Consider the following 16,210-nt stretch of genomic DNA (forward strand, 5'->3'; position numbering starts at 1 on the left):
TGGAGAGTTCTCGGTTTGGCAGCAGAGAGCAAGGCGCCCGCACGGGGCGGGCGCCAGGGGGGGGCACGACGGAAGGCTTACTCCTCGATGTAGGCCTTCTTGATCACCACATCCTCGGCGGGCACGTCGGCGTGCATGCCGCGGCGGGTGGTGTCGACGTTCTTGATCTTCTCGACGACGTCCATGCCGTCGACCACGCGGCCGAAGACGCAGTAGCCCCAGCCCTGGATGGACTTGCCGCTATGGTTGAGGAAGGTGTTGTCGGCGACGTTGATGAAGAACTGGGCGGTAGCGGAGTGCGGATCCTGGGTGCGCGCCATGGCCAGGGTGCCGATCTCGTTGGCCAGGCCGTTGTCGGCCTCGTTCTCGATGGGGGCGTGGGTCGGCTTCTGGTCGAAGTTCTCGTCGAAGCCACCGCCCTGGACCATGAAGCCTTCGATCACCCGGTGGAAGAGGGTGCCGTCATAGAAGCCTTCGCGCACATACTGTTCGAAGTTGGCGGCCGTCTTGGGGGCCTTCTCGTGGTTGAGCTCGACGCGAATGTCACCGAAGGTAGTCTGCAGTACGATCATGCGTAAGTTCCTGTGCAATAAAGGGGCGCTGCCTTGGCGTTGCCCATGGACGTGGCGCTATAATACCGGTTTTGCCTCGCTGCGCGAAGCTAGCCTGATGATGGCCTGGATCGCCGCGGCGAGGGGCGCCGGGGATGAGCCGAAGAGGAGGTCCTATGCCAGGGATGGCATCGGTAGCGCCCAGGGAGGGGTTCACAGCGCCTCCTCGCAGGCTCGTCGTCGGAAAAGCCCCGAGCAGTGAAGGCCACAGTCAACGGCCCCCGGACCGCACCCCAACCAGAGGTTGTTTTCCCAACCATGACCACCGACACCACCAGCGCGCCGAACTTCATTCGCAACCAGATTCGTGACGAGATCGAGGCCGGCCGCGACGGCAAGATCGTGACCCGCTTCCCGCCGGAGCCCAACGGCTTCCTGCATATCGGGCACGCCAAGTCGATCTGTCTCAACTTCGGCCTGGCCGAGCAATTCGGTGGTGACTGTCATCTGCGCTTCGATGACACCAACCCGGCCAAGGAGGAGCAGGCCTATATCGACGCGATCAAGGAGGATGTCAGCTGGCTGGGCTTCCAGTGGGTGGGCGACGTGCGCTTCGCCTCCGACTACTTCGATCAGCTCTATGCCTGGGCGCAGCACCTGGTGCGTGAAGGCAAGGCCTATGTCGACGACCTCTCTCCGGACGAGATCCGCGAGTATCGCGGTACCCTCACCGAGCCGGGCCGCCCCAGCCCCTATCGCGAGCGCTCACCCGAAGAGAACCTCGACCTGCTCGAGCGCATGCGCGCCGGCGAGTTCGCCGAGGGGGAGAAGGTCCTGCGAGCCAAGATCGACATGGCCTCGCCCAATATCAATCTGCGCGACCCGATCCTCTACCGCATTCGCCATGCCAGCCACCATCAGACCGGCGACAAGTGGAAGATCTACCCCTCCTACGACTTCACCCATGGTCAGTCCGACGCCATCGAGGGGATCACCCACTCCGTCTGCACCCTCGAGTTCGAGGATCATCGCCCGCTCTACGAGTGGTTCCTCGACAACCTGCCGGTGCCGGCGAAGCCGCGTCAGATCGAGTTTGCCCGACTCAACCTGAACTACACCCTGACCTCCAAGCGCAAGCTCAAGCTGCTGGTGGATGAGGGGATCGTTGATGGCTGGGATGACCCGCGCCTGCCGACCATCTCGGGGCTGCGTCGCCGCGGCTATACCCCGGCCTCGATCCGGAAGTTCTGCGAAATGATCGGTGTGACCCGGGCCGATGGCGGCCTGGTCGAGATCGCCATGCTCTATCACGCCATCCGCTCGGATCTCGAGGACAACGCGCCACGCGCCATGGCCGTGCTCAAGCCGCTCAAGGTGGTACTGACCAATGTGCCCGAGGGGCATGAGGAGATCTATGAGGTACCCGGCCACCCGGCGCGGGACGATATGCCCGTGCGCAAGGTGCCCTTTACCCGCGAGCTCTATATCGATCGGGACGACTTCATGGAGGAGCCGCCCAAGAAGTTCTTCCGCCTGGCGCCGGGCAAGGAGGTGCGGCTGCGCAACTCCTACGTGATCCGCTGCGACGAGGTGGTCAAGGATGAGGCCGGCGAGATCACCGAACTGCGCTGTTCGGTGGACTTCGACACCCTGGGCAAGAATCCCGAAGGTCGCAAGGTCAAGGGTGTGATCCACTGGGTCAGCGCCGAGCATGGGGTGCCCATGGAGGTGCGTCTCTACGACAATCTGTTCCTCGAGGAACAGCCGGACAAGGACAAGGATGCCGACTTCCTCGAGCATCTGAATCCCGAGTCGCTGGTGGTGTGTCAGGCCATCGGTGAGCCCAGCCTGGCCGGGGTCGAGCCCGAGAGTCGTTTCCAGTTCGAGCGCGTGGGCTACTTCTGCGCCGACCGCCATGCCTGTGGCGAAGGCAAGCTGGTGTTCAACCGCACCGTGAGCCTCAAGGACAGCTGGGCCAAGACGATGAAGAAAGAGTCGCAGAAGAAAGAGACGCAGAAGCAAGACGCGCAGAACAAGGGCTGAGCATGACCGATATGCAGATCTACAACACGCTGACACGCCGCAAGGAGCCCTTCACGCCGATCGAGCCGGGCAGGGTGCGGATGTATGTCTGCGGCATGACCGTCTATGACTACTGCCACCTGGGCCATGCCCGGGTGATGGTGGCATTCGACGTCATTACCCGCTACCTGCGTCATAGGGGATATGACGTGACCTATGTGCGCAACGTCACCGATATCGATGACAAGATCCTGCGTCGGGCCGATGAGAATGGCGAGACCATCGCGTCGCTGACCGAGCGCATGATCGAGGCGATGCATGAGGACGAGGCGCGCCTCGGGGTGCTGGCGCCGGACCAGGAGCCTCGGGCGACTCGACATATCGATGACATCATCGCCATGATCGAGACCCTGATGGCCAAGGGCTACGCCTATGCCGCGGACAATGGCGATGTCTACTACCGGGTACGACGCTTCGAGGGCTACGGCAAGCTCAATAACCGTGATCTCGACGAAATGCGCTCCGGTGCCCGCATCGAGGTCGATGAGCACAAGGAGGACCCCCTCGACTTCGTGCTCTGGAAGGCCGCCAAGCCGGGCGAGGCGAGCTGGCCTTCGCCCTGGGGCGAGGGGCGTCCCGGCTGGCATATCGAATGCTCGGCCATGTCGAAGTGCTGCCTGGGCGAGACCTTTGATATCCATGGTGGTGGGCCGGATCTGACCTTCCCGCACCACGAGAACGAGATCGCCCAGTCGGAGGCGGCCAACGGCAAGCCCTTCGTCAATACCTGGATGCACGCCGGCGCGGTGCGGGTGAACCACGAGAAGATGTCCAAGTCGCTTGGCAACTTCTTCACCATCCGCGAGGTGCTAGAGCACCATGATCCCGAGGTAGTGCGCTACCTGCTGGTGGCCAGTCACTATCGCAGTGCGATCAACTACGCGCCGGAATCCCTGGCCGATGCCCGCAAGTCGCTTGAGCGCTTCTACAACTCACTCGCCGGGCTGTCTCTCGAACCGGTAGTCGAGAGCGTGGATAGCGACTTCGACAAGCGCTTTACCGCGGCCATGGACGATGACTTCAATACCGCCGGGGCGCTCTCGGTGCTCTTCGACCTGGCTCGCGAGCTGAACCGCGCGAAGAAGGAGGCCCCCGACCAGGCGCCGGCCCTGGCCGCCGAGCTCAGGCGGCTGGGCGGCATCCTGGGGCTGCTGCAACAGGACCCGGCCCTCTTCCTCAAGGCGGGGGCCGGTGAGCTGCCGCTCTCGGAAGCGGAGATTCAGGCGAAGATCGACGAGCGCGCCGCGGCCAAGAAGTCCAAGGACTTCGCCACCGCCGATGGAATTCGCGACGAGCTCGCCGCCCTGGGCATCATCCTCAAGGACTCTCGAGAGGGTACCGGCTGGGTGTTCGAGAAGCCAGAAGCCTAGCCTGCCTCGGGTGCCATCGAGCCACGTCACCCTGTAGACGCCCGGCCCCTCAGCAAGGGGCCGGGCGTCTGTGTGTTGTTTTCACCATCTTGCTGCTGCGGGGTTGTCATGGTCAGGATGTCGAAAGAGATAGCGCGGGGCTGGGTCAGCCTCGAGGCGCTTGGCAAGCCGCCGGTGCCTGAGGGTCGAATCGTCAGGGGGTTGCTGCTGAGCGTGGTGCTGGGCCTGTTGCTGGTGCTGAGTGGCTGTACCCTGCCCTCGCTGGAGGGGCGGAGCATGACCCAGTCGTTGCCCCTCGAGCAGGCGCGGGATACCACCCTGGGCGAACTGGTCCGCGACCGGGTGGATCAGCACCCCGGGCGTAGCGGCATCTACCCACTGAGGGATGCTCACGAGGCGTTTGTCGCCAGAATGCTGTTGGCAGAGGCCGCCGAGCAGACGCTCGATCTGCAGTACTACATCTGGCACAACGATACCTCGGGCAGCCTGCTGTTCGATGCCGTGCGACGTGCCGCCGATCGCGGTGTCAGGGTCAGATTGCTACTGGACGACAACAACACCGTGGGACTGGACGAGACCCTGGCCGCCCTGGATGCCCATCCGGGTATCGAGGTGCGCCTCTTCAATCCCTTTGTGGTGCGCTCTCCCCGCTCCATCGGGTATGTCACCGATTTTTCCCGTGCCAATCGCCGCATGCACAACAAGTCATTCACCATCGATAACCAGGTCACCATCATCGGTGGGCGTAACGTGGGTGACGAGTACTTCGGTGCCACCAGCGGGGTGCTCTTCTCCGATCTGGATGTGATGGCGATCGGGCCGGTCGTGCAAGACGTTTCCGACGACTTTGACCGTTACTGGCGGAGTCAGTCGTCATACCCCGCAAGCCGGTTGCTCGACAGTGTCGGCAGGGAGGGGCTGGCTCGGGTTGTGGCCAATGCCGAGCAGACGCGCCGCCTGCCAGGATCCCAGAGCTATCTGGTGGCATTGGAGGCGAGTGACCTGGTAAGCCGACTGGTTCGTGGTGATCTGACCTTCGAGTGGGCCAATACCTGGATGGTAAGCGATGACCCATCCAAGGGACTGGGAGAGGCCGAGGAGCAGGAGCTTCTGACCCATCGGCTCGGCGATCTGCTCAGCGCGCCGGACCGACAGCTTGATCTGGTGTCCCCCTATTTTGTTCCCATGAAGGAGGGGACGGAGTGGCTGGCGGGTCTGGCCGAGAGAGGCGTTCGGGTCAGGGTGTTGACCAATTCCCTGGAGGCCACAGACGTGGCCGCGGTGCATGCCGGTTACTCTAAGCGTCGCCGGGATCTGCTTGAGGCCGGTGTGGAGCTCTTCGAGCTGAAGCGCAGCGGCGCCATGGATGTGATGACGCATGGCAGCCCCTTCGGGCGCTTTGGCAGCTCCGGCTCGAGCCTGCATGCCAAGACGTTTGCCGTCGATGCGGAGTGGGTGTTTGTCGGCTCGTTCAACTTCGATCCCCGCTCGGCGCGCCTCAATACCGAGATTGGCTTCTTGATCGAGAGTCCGATGCTGGCCACGGCAATGGATGACGCCTTTGATAACCGGGTGTCGGAGCAGAGCTACCGGGTCAAGCTGGCCGATGATGGCCATCTGGTGTGGCACGAGCAAACGGACGAGGGTGAAATCATTCACCGCACCGAGCCCAATATCGGTCTGCTGCGGCGTGTTGGTGTAAGGATCATGTCGTGGCTGCCCATCGAGTGGCTGTTATAGACGACAGGCCGGGATAAGAAGCAGCTGGTCGAGGCACTGCTTGGCGATCTGAGCAGCGCCGGTGGCTGAGCGCCTTTTGTGGGAGCGCAGATTCTGCCGGTTCGACGCTTCGACGATGGCGCTGAAAGGCGCCCTGATATCACGACAATCGCCGATAAATCGTGCTCCCACAATAGCCTGTCTCTATCTGCGATAGCCCTGCCCCTGTGGCTAGGAACCTGGCCAGCAGGGGCTAGGGATCGCGGCGCAGGATCGTGCCGCGATCACCCACGGCATAGACGCTACCATCCCGCGTGGCACAGATGGCGCGCAGACCGACATCACTGCCGCTGGGCTCCGTCAGCCACTGGCCCTCCTCCAGGCGCAGGATGCGCCCCCGGGTACCTACCGCATAGGTGCCAGCGGCCGGGGTGCCGGCCAGCCCCAGCAGGTCATCGCGCAGGCGGGTCGGTTGAAGCTGCCAGCGCTTGCCGTTGAAGTGTGCCAGGGTGCCGGAGAGACCCACGGTATAGATATCATCCAGCGCGGAGCCCCAGACGCCATACAGGAAGTTCTCCGTACCGACATTGAACTCGCTCCACTCCTTGCCGTTGTAGCGCAGCACCAGGCCGAAGTCGCCGACCGCCAGCAGGTGCCGATCGTCCCAGCCGTGGAGGCTGTAGAGCGCCGACTGAGTGCCGCTGGGCATGCGCTTCCAGCCCAGGCCGTCGAAGTGGAGGATCAGGCCCTCATCGCCGACCGCGTAGATCGAGTCGGGTCCGGTGCCCCACAGGGAGAGGATGGTGAGGTCGAGATGTAGATCGAAATGCAGCTGCCAGCGTCTGCCATCGAAGCGGTAGATGCGGCCGAGCTGTCCGGCGGCAAACAGCCCCTTGCCGCTGTCCCACAGACAGTGCACCGAGAGCTCGCTGGGAGCGGGCAGGGCGTGCCAGCCATCCGCGTCGAGCCGCAGCACGGTGCCCGCCTCGCCGCAGGCGTAGCAGGTTCCGTCACCGGCCTCGTGGATGCCCCACAGCTGATTGGCGGTGGGGGAGGCCATGGCGGTCCAGGGGCTCGGTTGCGCTGCCGCCGGCGGTGGCGCCAGGGCGGCGGTGAAGTCGGGAGCGGCGGTCATGATGGTGCCGAAGTCACCCACCGCCAGTGCCTCGCCGGTGGGTAGCGTGATGATATCCATCAGGTCGTGGTGACTGTTGCTCTCCAGGCGATCGAGCCGCAACTCCTTGAAGTAGTAGAGATGGCCCTGGTCGCCGACGATCAGCACGCCCTCCTTGTAGGCCTTCAGCGCCCGCAGTCGCGGCATCGGCGTCTCGAAGGTCAGTGCCTGGAACTCGCCATGGCGGTAGCGCACCAGCTCCCCGCGAAAGCCCCCCTGGTCGACGAAGTAGCGCCCGCCGCCCAGCAGCAGTTCATCGTCTCCCAGCAGCACCATCGCATGAAACCCCGAGCTCAGGGGGCAGTCGAGGGCCAGCCAGCGGCCTTCCCGGTTGCGCTGAAGGACCGTCCCCTCGCCACCGGCGGCGTAGACGGTGCCGTTGGGGGCACAGGCCACGGCACGCAGGTTGATGCGTGTCGGACTCGCCTCCCGGTGCCACTCGCTGCCGTCGTAGTGCAGGATCATGCCATCATCGCCCACCGCCCAGGCCTCGCCTGCGGCGTTGCCATCGATGGCGAAGAGCGGGGTGTTTTCGCTGCAGGGAGCGAAGCGCCCCTCGTCGTCGACGATGCCACCGCGCTGCTGGTGCCACTCGGTACCATCGAAGTGCAGGACGGTTCCCATCCAGCCGACCGCGATCAGGCAATCGGGGCTGGGCCCCCAGAGGCCGTGCAGCGGCAGGTTGGTGGGCACGCTCATGCGTTCCCACTGCTGCCCGGCGGCGTCGGGGGCGCCGGTGTAGCGCAGCACCATTCCCTCGTCGCCGACCACGAAGACCTCGCCGTCGCCGGCCCAGCCGGACCAGAGCACATCTCCGTCACCCGCACCGACCTCGGGCACCCGGCGCCAGGGGGCACGCTGGGGCGTGCGGGAGCGGGCGCCGTCGAGCAACTGGCTGAAGAAGCGGCGGCGATCGGCCTGGGGAGTGTCGCCATGGCGGGCCTGGGTCATGATGTTGCGTCCTCGCAGAGTCAGTGGTGTGGCGCAGCGTCCGGGGCTAGCGGGAGGCGTCGTCGTTGTTTGGAAGAGATCCGGCGCCGAGCAGGGCGCCCAGCTCCGCACGCAGGGCGTCGCGCTGGTCGTCGGGCACACTTGCCAGTGCCGCTTCCAGTTCACCCGACTGCTCATCAGACATCGACGGGTGCTGGCTCAGCGCCTGCAGGGAGTCGGCGGCGGCGGCGGCGAAGGTCTCGCTGGCATGTGCGATACACGCCTCCACCGCGGGCATGAAGGCGCGTGCCTCGGGGCCATGAGGGGCATCGAGCACGATGGGGCGCCCGGCATCGGAGCCGCTGGCCAGGGCCGGGGACAGGGGAATCTGCGCCAGGGATTCCACGCCGACCTCGGCCAGTGCCGCGGCCAGGTGACCCCGCGGGAAAAGGTGGAACTCACCCCCACAGTGGGGACAGGTCACCCCCGCCATGTTCTCCACGACACCGAGCAGCGGCATGCCGCGCTCCTGGCAGAAGCGTACCGCCTTGAGGCTGTCCATCAGCGCCACCTCCTGAGGCGTGGTGGCCAGCAGTGCCGCCACGTCATGCCCTTCGAGCATGTCGGCCAGGGTGATCAGCTCATTGCCGGTGCCCGGCGGCATGTCGATCACCAGAAAGTCCAGCGGACCCCAGTCGAACGAGCCGATCAGGTGGTGCATGAAGTCGTGCTTGTAGGCATCTCGCCACACTATGGGGGTGTCGTCGCTCTCCATCATGAAGGCCAGGGAGCCGACCTGGATGGGATGGTCGATGCCCTCGGTGCGAAAGGCACGGGGACCTAGGCCACGCTTGTCGATTCGCACACGCTCGCCGACGAAGCCGAAGAAGCGGCTCTGGTTGGGGCCGTGGATATCGGCATCGGCGATGCCGACGCGGTAGCCGCGAGCGGCAAGGCCGGCGGCGACGTTGGCCGAGACGGTGCTCTTCCCCACGCCCCCCTTGTTGGCCATCACCATGATGATCTGGCCGATCCGCGCCAGGCGCGACTCGATCAGTTGCTTCTCGTGATGCCCCTTCTCCAGCTGGCAGGTCGCCTCATCCGGGCAGAACTGGCAGGCATGACCGCGGCCGCAATCTTCGGGTGCCAGCGCCAGCGGGTCGTGGGAGGGAAAGTGGGAAACTGACATCGTCGCTAACTCCTCAGCTGTCGGAAGCGCCTTCCAGGCCGGTATCCAGCAGGATCCAGGTATGCGTGACGCGCTTGTTGCCGTCGCGCTCGTTGTCGCTACCCTGCCAGACGGCGAAGGCGATCGGAACCTGCTCGCGTGCGAGGTCCACGTCATGCTCGCCGTCGGCGCTCAGGGGGCGTGACATCACCACCCGCCATAGGCTGTCCTGCTCGATGGCATCGGGGTAGTAGGCGCCTGCCCCGGTGACGTGCTGCTCGTCGAGCGTCGTGGTGCTGCGGTAACCACCGGCGGCGAGATTCTCGACCCGGTTCGTGTCATCGGCACGCCAGTACCAGATGTTGACGGGGTTTTCGGGGCCGGATCCCATCATGTAGGAGGTGTCGGTATCGCCGATGGCGTACTGGATGGCGACGCCGTCGCGGAAGCTGTCCACGGTGGTGTCGGTATCCTGGCTATCATCCTTCCACTGCAGCCGAACATAGAAGCGTTCGCTGGAGCGCGCGACCTGAAAGTGGAGGTGCTTGCTGCGGTTGGCGCCTTCGTCGAAGCGCAGCTTGACCGACTGGTGGACCGGTGGTGCCGGGAACAGCTCGGTGCGATACATCGGAATTCGATCCCAGATGATGTCATCCGGGTCATCCTCGGTGCGCAGATAGATGTTGTCGGGCAGGCGTGCCACCTGAACGCTATCGCCTGGCTTGATCTCGGTGATATTGGGGTTGATCTCGGTATGGTCGGCCCAGGTGGCGGCCGAAGTGAGCACCAGGGCACACGCCATGGAGCTGTGAAGAAGAAAACGCGTTGTCATGGCAAATCTCCTCGCAAGGGGAACAGGCCCTTGTGTGTGCCGTCGGGTCAGTCCCACAGCGGGCTGATCTCGTGGTCAGAGTGATCGCTGGCGCTGCGGGGCGGTGGGCAGGGCCCGACTCGCGACGCCAGTGCCGCCTGCTGTTTGCTCGCCCAGCGGGGCAGTACGTCGATCAGGTGCGCCAGCGTCGGGTCGAGTATGCGCAGCTTCTCGGCGTTGAAGCGCTCCCGAATGGCCGTCAGAAACGGCCCCAGATAGCGGGCGATAAAGTCACGTTGTGCGCGCTGGTAGGGGGCTGTGTCACGGCCGGCGAGCAGCGCCTGGTGTTCTAGATGGCACAGCAAGGCGCTGAACTCGAGCATGGCCACCAGGTGGTCCGGCTCGTCGGCATGGCCCTCATCACCCTGGGCGGGTTGCAGATCGAAATGCCGATAGAAGGCCTGCACGTTGAGCAGGAAGTTGCCCGGCGTCTGCCCGCCCACCAGGTCATGGTAGGCGCTGGCCACCAGCGGGACCCGTGGCTTGCCACGCTGCCCATGCACGAAGGTGCTCATGTAGCCGAGCTCCAGGGCAGTCAGGTCGGGGCTTGCCGGCAGTTCCGGCCAGGGCTCACCGGTCAGGGTCTGCCAGGCGGGTGCCAGGGCATCGTGCAGGCGCCCGCTCTCGAGCGCTTGCTGGGTCTCGGCCAGCGGGTAGCCGAACAGGGCGGCTGCCAGACGGTAGAGCGTCTCCGCGGCAACCAGCTGAGCTGCCTCGTCGGCGTGTGTGGTAGGGGATGTTGCGCTCACGGGATCTCCTCGTCTCAGCTCAGCTTGAACATCTCGGCATGCTTGTAGCCGATCAGGATGTCCATCAGCTCACTCTCGCGTCCCTCGGCCTTGGCCTGGCGCTCGGCCTGCAGGGTGTCGAGTACCTCGCCCACGCGTGGCCCGAACAGGCTCTCCAGGTAACTGAGCGGAATGCGCGACTCGTCCAGAGCCCTGCCATCGGCCGCATAGCTGGAAGGGGAGAGGGGTGGCACGTAGAAGACATTGGGCTGAGTGCCCCACTCGGCATGCAGTGGCAGCGCGACCTTGTGCTTCTCGACCAGCTGATGAATGGGGCCCTCCTCATCATCGCGATAACCGATCCAGCGGATCCGTCCGACACACTGTTGGGCGCAGGCGGTCGGCAGCCCCTTCTCGATACGCGGGTAGCAAAAGATGCACTTCTCTGACTTGGAGATCTGCTCGTTGAAGTAGACCTTCTTGTAGGGGCAGGCGTTGACGCAGTAGCGGTAGCCACGGCAGCGCTCCTGGTCCACCAGCACGATGCCATCCTCCTGACGCTTGTAGATGGCATTGCGCGAGCAGGCCGCCAGGCAGGCCGGGTTGGCGCAGTGGTTGCACAGGCGCGGCAGATAGAAGTAGTAGCTGTTGGGGTAGTCACCCTCGCCCTGATCCTCATCCCAGTTGGCACCCCAGGTCGGCTTGACGTGGGGGCGCAGCCAGGGGTCGGTGCCGGTCATCAGTGCTTCCTGATAGTTGTACTCCCAGGGAATGCCATAGTCCTCCTGGCTCGGCTGGCGGCCCAGGCGCAGGGCACCATCGGCATCGAAGCCCCCGCCCATGTTCTGGTAGTCCCGGGGGTAGCCGAGTCCCGGCTGGGACTCCACGTTGTTCCAGTACATGAACTCGCGACCGTTGCGATTGGTCCACATCAGCTTGCAGGCCGCGGAGCAGGTGTGGCAGCCGATGCACTTGTTCAGGTCCAGCACCATGCTGAGTTGGCGTTTGACAGCCATGACAATCTCCTCTTAAACGGTCCGCGGGTCAGCGATGTCTTCGGCCTTGGCGAGTTCGATATCGAAGCTCGATTCATGCAGCAGCTGGTTGGCATTCCAGAGTGCGTACTTGAAGCCCAGGTGTCCCCAGCCGCCAGTCAGCTCGAGGGGCTGCAGGAAGGTGGCCATGGAGTTGTTCATGGGCTTGCGATGGATGTACTGGTGGGGCTCCCAACCATGCTCCATCATGATCGAGTGCTCCGGAATGCTGGGATAGAACTTGGCCTGGGCAAAGAATTCGCCTGTGGAGTTGAACAGTCGAACCGTATCGCCGTCCTTGATGCCACGCTGTTTTGCCAGCTTGGGGTTGATGTAGATATTGGGCTCGCCACGCTGCAGACGCAGCAGGTACTTGTTGCTGCGCCAGTTGGAGTGGATCCCCCAGCGGGCGTGGGGCGAGTAGAAGTGCAGCGGGTAGTTCGATGCCTCGGGACCGGCATAGAGGCGCGCGGTGGGCACGCTGGACTTCAGCTTCATGAAACGCGGATGGTCACAATAGAAGGTGACGCGTCCGGTCAGGGTGTCGTAAGGCTTCTTGCCTTCGGTCTGGGCGACGAAGGGGTTGTAGGGCTCATCCTTGGGCAGCGGCTGGTTGATGCCGGCATGCTCGTTCATCACGATGAAGCCCCGCTCGGCGGCCTCCTCCAGGGTGACGCCCCCGAACTCCGGTGAGTTCTCGACGATATAGCGTGCGACGTCGAGGTCGGTGCTGAGCTCGCCGTTGCGGGTGAAGTCGTCGTGAATGGTATGCAGGTCGCGAGTGACCCCGCCATCCTGTATCGGGCCGATGCCCCGCGCGATGGCGCGTTCCTGAATCTTCTTGGTCAGCAGCGCCATGATGTCCCAATCGGGCTTGGATTCGCCGACCGGCTCCACCGAACGCGTGAAGATGTTGCAGAAGCGGTGATAGCCCTGGGTACGCAGGTCCCATGCCTCGTAGTGGCTGGCCGCCGGCAGGATGTAGTCGGCCCACTCGGCGGTGGAGTCCATGCGCACGTTGATGTTGACGTAGAGTTCGCTGGCCTGGCGCAGGTGCTCGTCACGATAGCGGTCGGCGAACTTGTTGCGCCGGAAGGTGTTGTCGGCGATCGAGATCATGCCCTTGATCTCGCCGTGATAGGGCATCCAGCCCTCGTCGATGGACTCGTTGATCATGGACTCCAGGTCGTCGAGGTCGAAGCCCACCCGCTCCTTGAGCTTGGCATTGTCGAAGTGCTCGCGCGCGCCCTCCATCATGCCGCCGCGCAGGAACTCGCCCAGGCCACCCGGCTCGTAACGGGCCGACTTCTTGCCCTCGAAGGTGGCCAGCTCCGTCCAGCGCGGGTGATTCCACGAGATCCAGGAGGTGTCCAGGCCGCCGGTGCGCCCGCCATGGCCGGTCAGGGCCAGGGTCAACGCATAGCTCCAGCAGGTATACAGGCAGTTGGAGTAGCTCGACGTGATATAGCCGAGCATGACGATCGCCTTGTGTGCCTTGGCCAGGTGGCGGGCCTCCTGGCGAACGACATCGGGGTGAATATTGGTGGTCTCGAAGGTGGACTCGGGAGTGAACCTGGCCGCCTCGCGCTTGACCTGCTCGAACACCGTGGTGACCGCGATGCCCTCGACCTCGAACTCGCCTTCGATGGCGGGGTCCACGCCATCCAGCTGCAGGGTCTTGTCGGCGCTGCCCATGGAGCCCTTGGCCTTCACCGCCTGGCCGCTGTTCAGATCCCAGTGGTAGAAGACCTCCTCATCACCGCCCTCGACCAGGTCGGCCTCGCGCAGCAGCTTGCCATTGTCCACGCGCACCAGCATCGGGAGGTCGGTCTGCTCCTTCATGAAGGCCGGCTTGTACAGATTTTCCTCGATGATGACATTGGCCAGCGACATCGCGAAGAAGGGGTCGGTGCCCTGATTGATCGGCATCCACAGGTCGGTATGGATGGCGCTGGGGTTGTAGTCCGGCGCCGTGCTGGTGATACGTGCCCCGTTGTACTTGGCCTCCCAGAGGTAGTGGGCATCGGGGATGCGCGTGGCATTGGGGTTGATCATGCCCATCAGGATATAGTCGGCATCGAACCAGGCGTCGGAGGTGAAGCTCTCCAGCGGGGTGCCATAGGCGAGGTGAGCGCCGGTCAGCAGGTCACCCACCACGGTAAAGCCATCCAGCTGGATACCGCCGACCAGTGAGGCGAAGCGGCTCGGTCCGGATTGACGCACCATGGTCTGGTTGCCCGAGCCCTGGTGGGTCTTGAGCTTGCCCGGACCATACTTCTCGAAGATATCGATGATCTTGTCGGCGACCTCTTCGGTGGCCTGATCCCAGGAGATGCGCTGCCACTTGCCCTCGCCACGCTCGCCGGCCCGCTTGAGCGGGTAGCGCAGGCGGTCGGCCTCATACATGGCGGTGGAGTGGATAGCGCCCTTCTGGCAGCCCCGCGGGTTGGCGTCGGGCACCTTGGGGTTCACCTGGGGGTACTTGGCGATCTGCTCCTCGCGAATGACGATGCCGTCCTTCACGTAGACGTTCCAGGCGCAGTTGCCCATGCAGTTGATGCAGTGGGCCGCGTGGCCGACACTATCCCAGGCCCACTCGTTGCGGTAGAGATCTTCCCAGCCGCGATAGGGATACTCGGTGGCCAGGGTGTCGCCAATCGGCTCGAGCCGGTTGAGTGCCCAGACATTGCCGCTGAGCATGGCACCGGTGCCGGTGACTCCCAGCCCCTTCAGGAAATCGCGACGCTTAAGCTTCCACATCCCCATGGTTCTCTCCTCATCAAGGGCCATCGCCGGCTATGGAACCGCAGCAGCGATGAAGCACATATCACGGCATTTATTAACGTTGACTGATCAAGAACTGATGTTTGGCAAGCCGGGTGGTCGGGTACCGCGTTACACCGGAGCAGGATGGAGTGTCGTGCCAGGAGGAGTGCGGTCTGTCAGGGAAAATGGCTGGTGTTATCGGCCACCTTGGCTAATCAGGTCGCCTCGAATTATAGACGTCGTATACTGGCGGGCTAGCGCAAAACTGCCCTGGCACAGCGTGATCTGAGGTAGGGTTGATGTGCATCAATAAAGGGATGCGATGAGGGGGAAGCGTCTTGTATACAAGGAGCCCTGACGTTAAACAGTGGCCTTGTGGCGAACCTCGCCATGATTCGGTCAGACGATGAGGAAAGGGTGATGATCAAATTGCGCGTTAGAGGATCGGCAGCGGTGCTGCTGTTGTCCGTGGCGGCGTTCTCCGGCTCGGCCAGCGCCGCCGGCGATGCCGAGGCCGGGAGCGAGAAGATCGCTACCTGCGTGGCCTGCCATGATGCCGAGGGCCAGGGGACCGCCGGTATCTACCCCAACCTGGCGGGGCAGTCCGCCACCTACCTGGAGAGCGCCCTCAAGGCCTATCGCGAAGGGCAGCGTGCCGGTGGCATGGCCGCGGTGATGACACCCCAGGCGGCCAACCTGAGCGATCAGGATATCGCCGACCTGGCGGCCTATTACAGCTCGCTTTGACGGGGCAGGCATCCCCTGGGGGTGCCTGCCTCATGGCCCTGGCGGCAGCGGTATCTGGCGCGGCCAGTCATTGGCGACGATAAACAGGCGTCGCCAACCGGCCTCGGGGTGCCACAGGGCGATCTGCAATGGCGGGGAAGCTGTTCGGAAATAGGCGATAAGCTGCGCTTCCAGTTCCCGAAGCGGTTGAAGGTGCTCGGGCCGGGGCAGGGCAAGCCAATGTGGCTTGCGAAGCCTGGTACCCCGAGTGCCGCGGGGCAGGCCGTCGCGATAGCGATGCCAGTCGTGCCAGTGCAGCCAGAGACCCTGCAGGTGGTTCCGGGTCGCCTCTCTCGGGGGCGGCAGGGGATGGTGCCAGGGGGCGAAGAGCACGCCGGGCATGGCGACCCGGCTGGTCAGACTCGGCAGCGCCCCTGCATGGTTGCCATGTGGTTCCAGTACGGCCTTGATGGCGTCTCGGGTCTCGGGCCGCTCGGTCATCCGTAGCTGGTGGCGATGCAGGTGCTCGCGCTTGCCGGCCAGGCTGTCGGCGCCACCGGGGCCGATCCATCTGGCCTGGGCGTGGTCGTCCCCCGGGCCTTCCTTCAGCCCAATGTAAAACTTGATGGCGACCTCGAGATGGGTGATCGGCGCCTCGGTCTGGCACCGGTAGAGCAGGTCCAGCTCGCCGAGCGTCAGCTTGCCGTCGAGGATGGGCAGGTTGTGGGCCATCAGCTGCGTGCCCGGTGCCGTGTCGAGCAGGAACTGCCAGAGGCGCTCATGGTAGAGCCCCATGCGCCCCAGCAACGCGTCGCCCACATGGCTCTCCAGCACTTGGGGCCAGGCCTCCAGCTTATCCAGCCAGTCGGCGGCACGGTCGTCATCCTCCAGGCCCAGCTGCTCCCGGCTCGGGCGTCCAGGCCAGGGCATGGCGATCAGATCGGGGGCCAGCAGCAGCCACGCCAGGTCGCGCACCAGCGGATGGTGGCAGCGATCCAGCAAGGGCTGAGCGTCGGTAGGCATGCCAGTATCCTGTGCGTTGGCGTAGGGCTATCGCAGATAGCAGTACCGCTCAAGGCTGTTCCGGCGAC

The 16,210-nt window shown here is 64.3% G+C and carries 12 protein-coding genes; 4 read left to right on the plus strand and 8 right to left on the minus strand.

Annotated features, from left to right (window positions below):
* Positions 1-77: 77 nt before the first annotated feature.
* Positions 78-572 carry a peptidylprolyl isomerase gene (locus Q0894_RS06175; RefSeq protein WP_195687596.1) on the minus strand — a complete coding sequence of 165 codons (495 nt, stop codon included), beginning with the start codon at positions 570-572 and terminating at the stop codon, positions 78-80.
* A gap of 297 nt (positions 573-869) precedes the next feature.
* Between Q0894_RS06175 and Q0894_RS06180 the strand changes: the two genes are divergently transcribed.
* The 3 genes from Q0894_RS06180 to Q0894_RS06190 all read left to right on the plus strand — a co-directional run bounded on the left by Q0894_RS06180 (position 870) and on the right by Q0894_RS06190 (position 5,743).
* Positions 870-2,594, plus strand: a complete 1,725-nt coding sequence (locus Q0894_RS06180; RefSeq protein ID WP_299232462.1) for a glutamine--tRNA ligase/YqeY domain fusion protein — start codon at positions 870-872, stop codon at positions 2,592-2,594.
* Between the two features lie 11 nt (positions 2,595-2,605).
* A complete protein-coding gene (gene cysS, locus Q0894_RS06185; RefSeq protein ID WP_299233185.1) occupies positions 2,606-4,003 on the plus strand; it encodes a cysteine--tRNA ligase in 1,398 nt (465 codons plus the stop codon).
* Positions 4,004-4,120: 117 nt separating this feature from the next.
* Entirely contained in the window at positions 4,121-5,743 is a 1,623-nt protein-coding gene (locus Q0894_RS06190; protein WP_299232464.1) for a phospholipase D family protein, read from the plus strand.
* A gap of 232 nt (positions 5,744-5,975) precedes the next feature.
* Here Q0894_RS06190 and Q0894_RS06195 read toward each other — a convergent pair whose 3' ends face one another.
* From Q0894_RS06195 to Q0894_RS06220, 6 genes are read right to left on the minus strand one after another with little or no spacing between them, the layout of a single operon-like run.
* A complete protein-coding gene (locus tag Q0894_RS06195) occupies positions 5,976-7,847 on the minus strand; it encodes a hypothetical protein (RefSeq protein WP_299232466.1) in 1,872 nt (623 codons plus the stop codon).
* Positions 7,848-7,893: 46 nt separating this feature from the next.
* Complete coding sequence (locus Q0894_RS06200; RefSeq protein ID WP_299232468.1) at positions 7,894-9,015, minus strand: Mrp/NBP35 family ATP-binding protein; 1,122 nt, start codon at positions 9,013-9,015, stop codon at positions 7,894-7,896.
* Positions 9,016-9,028: 13 nt separating this feature from the next.
* Positions 9,029-9,826 carry an ethylbenzene dehydrogenase-related protein gene (locus Q0894_RS06205; RefSeq protein ID WP_299232470.1) on the minus strand — a complete coding sequence of 266 codons (798 nt, stop codon included), beginning with the start codon at positions 9,824-9,826 and terminating at the stop codon, positions 9,029-9,031.
* A 47-nt stretch (positions 9,827-9,873) separates the two neighbouring features.
* Positions 9,874-10,614 (minus strand): molecular chaperone TorD family protein, encoded by a 741-nt coding sequence (locus tag Q0894_RS06210; RefSeq protein ID WP_299232472.1) that lies wholly within the window; start codon positions 10,612-10,614, stop codon positions 9,874-9,876.
* A 14-nt stretch (positions 10,615-10,628) separates the two neighbouring features.
* The gene (locus tag Q0894_RS06215; protein WP_299232474.1) at positions 10,629-11,609 is read right to left on the minus strand and encodes a 4Fe-4S dicluster domain-containing protein; all 981 of its coding nucleotides are present in this window, start codon (positions 11,607-11,609) and stop codon (positions 10,629-10,631) included.
* A gap of 12 nt (positions 11,610-11,621) precedes the next feature.
* Positions 11,622-14,387 (minus strand): molybdopterin-dependent oxidoreductase, encoded by a 2,766-nt coding sequence (locus Q0894_RS06220; RefSeq protein WP_299232476.1) that lies wholly within the window; start codon positions 14,385-14,387, stop codon positions 11,622-11,624.
* Positions 14,388-14,813: 426 nt separating this feature from the next.
* Between Q0894_RS06220 and Q0894_RS06225 the strand changes: the two genes are divergently transcribed.
* On the plus strand, positions 14,814-15,140 hold the full coding sequence (locus Q0894_RS06225; RefSeq protein WP_299232478.1) for a cytochrome c: 327 nt from the start codon (positions 14,814-14,816) through the stop codon (positions 15,138-15,140).
* 30 nt (positions 15,141-15,170) lie between these two features.
* On the opposite strand, the gene Q0894_RS06230 is transcribed toward Q0894_RS06225, so the two are convergent.
* Positions 15,171-16,142, minus strand: coding sequence for a DUF1853 family protein (locus Q0894_RS06230; RefSeq protein WP_299232480.1), 972 nt, complete (start codon positions 16,140-16,142; stop codon positions 15,171-15,173).
* Between the last annotated feature and the right edge of the window lie 68 nt (positions 16,143-16,210).

It is taken from the genome of uncultured Halomonas sp. (assembly GCF_947501415.1).
GTDB lineage: Bacteria > Pseudomonadota > Gammaproteobacteria > Pseudomonadales > Halomonadaceae > Halomonas.

What these genes read in the sequence shown, in the direction of transcription:
- Q0894_RS06175 (WP_195687596.1), bottom strand. Translation starts at nt 572, where the DNA reads ATGATCGTACTGCAGACTACCTTCGGTGACATTCGCGTCGAGCTCAAC.
- Q0894_RS06180 (WP_299232462.1), top strand. Translation starts at nt 870, where the DNA reads ATGACCACCGACACCACCAGCGCGCCGAACTTCATTCGCAACCAGATT.
- cysS (WP_299233185.1), top strand. Translation starts at nt 2,606, where the DNA reads ATGCAGATCTACAACACGCTGACACGCCGCAAGGAGCCCTTCACGCCG.
- Q0894_RS06190 (WP_299232464.1), top strand. Translation starts at nt 4,121, where the DNA reads ATGTCGAAAGAGATAGCGCGGGGCTGGGTCAGCCTCGAGGCGCTTGGC.
- Q0894_RS06195 (WP_299232466.1), bottom strand. Translation starts at nt 7,847, where the DNA reads ATGACCCAGGCCCGCCATGGCGACACTCCCCAGGCCGATCGCCGCCGC.
- Q0894_RS06200 (WP_299232468.1), bottom strand. Translation starts at nt 9,015, where the DNA reads ATGTCAGTTTCCCACTTTCCCTCCCACGACCCGCTGGCGCTGGCACCC.
- Q0894_RS06205 (WP_299232470.1), bottom strand. Translation starts at nt 9,826, where the DNA reads ATGACAACGCGTTTTCTTCTTCACAGCTCCATGGCGTGTGCCCTGGTG.
- Q0894_RS06215 (WP_299232474.1), bottom strand. Translation starts at nt 11,609, where the DNA reads ATGGCTGTCAAACGCCAACTCAGCATGGTGCTGGACCTGAACAAGTGC.
- Q0894_RS06220 (WP_299232476.1), bottom strand. Translation starts at nt 14,387, where the DNA reads ATGTGGAAGCTTAAGCGTCGCGATTTCCTGAAGGGGCTGGGAGTCACC.
- Q0894_RS06225 (WP_299232478.1), top strand. Translation starts at nt 14,814, where the DNA reads ATGATCAAATTGCGCGTTAGAGGATCGGCAGCGGTGCTGCTGTTGTCC.
- Q0894_RS06230 (WP_299232480.1), bottom strand. Translation starts at nt 16,142, where the DNA reads ATGCCTACCGACGCTCAGCCCTTGCTGGATCGCTGCCACCATCCGCTG.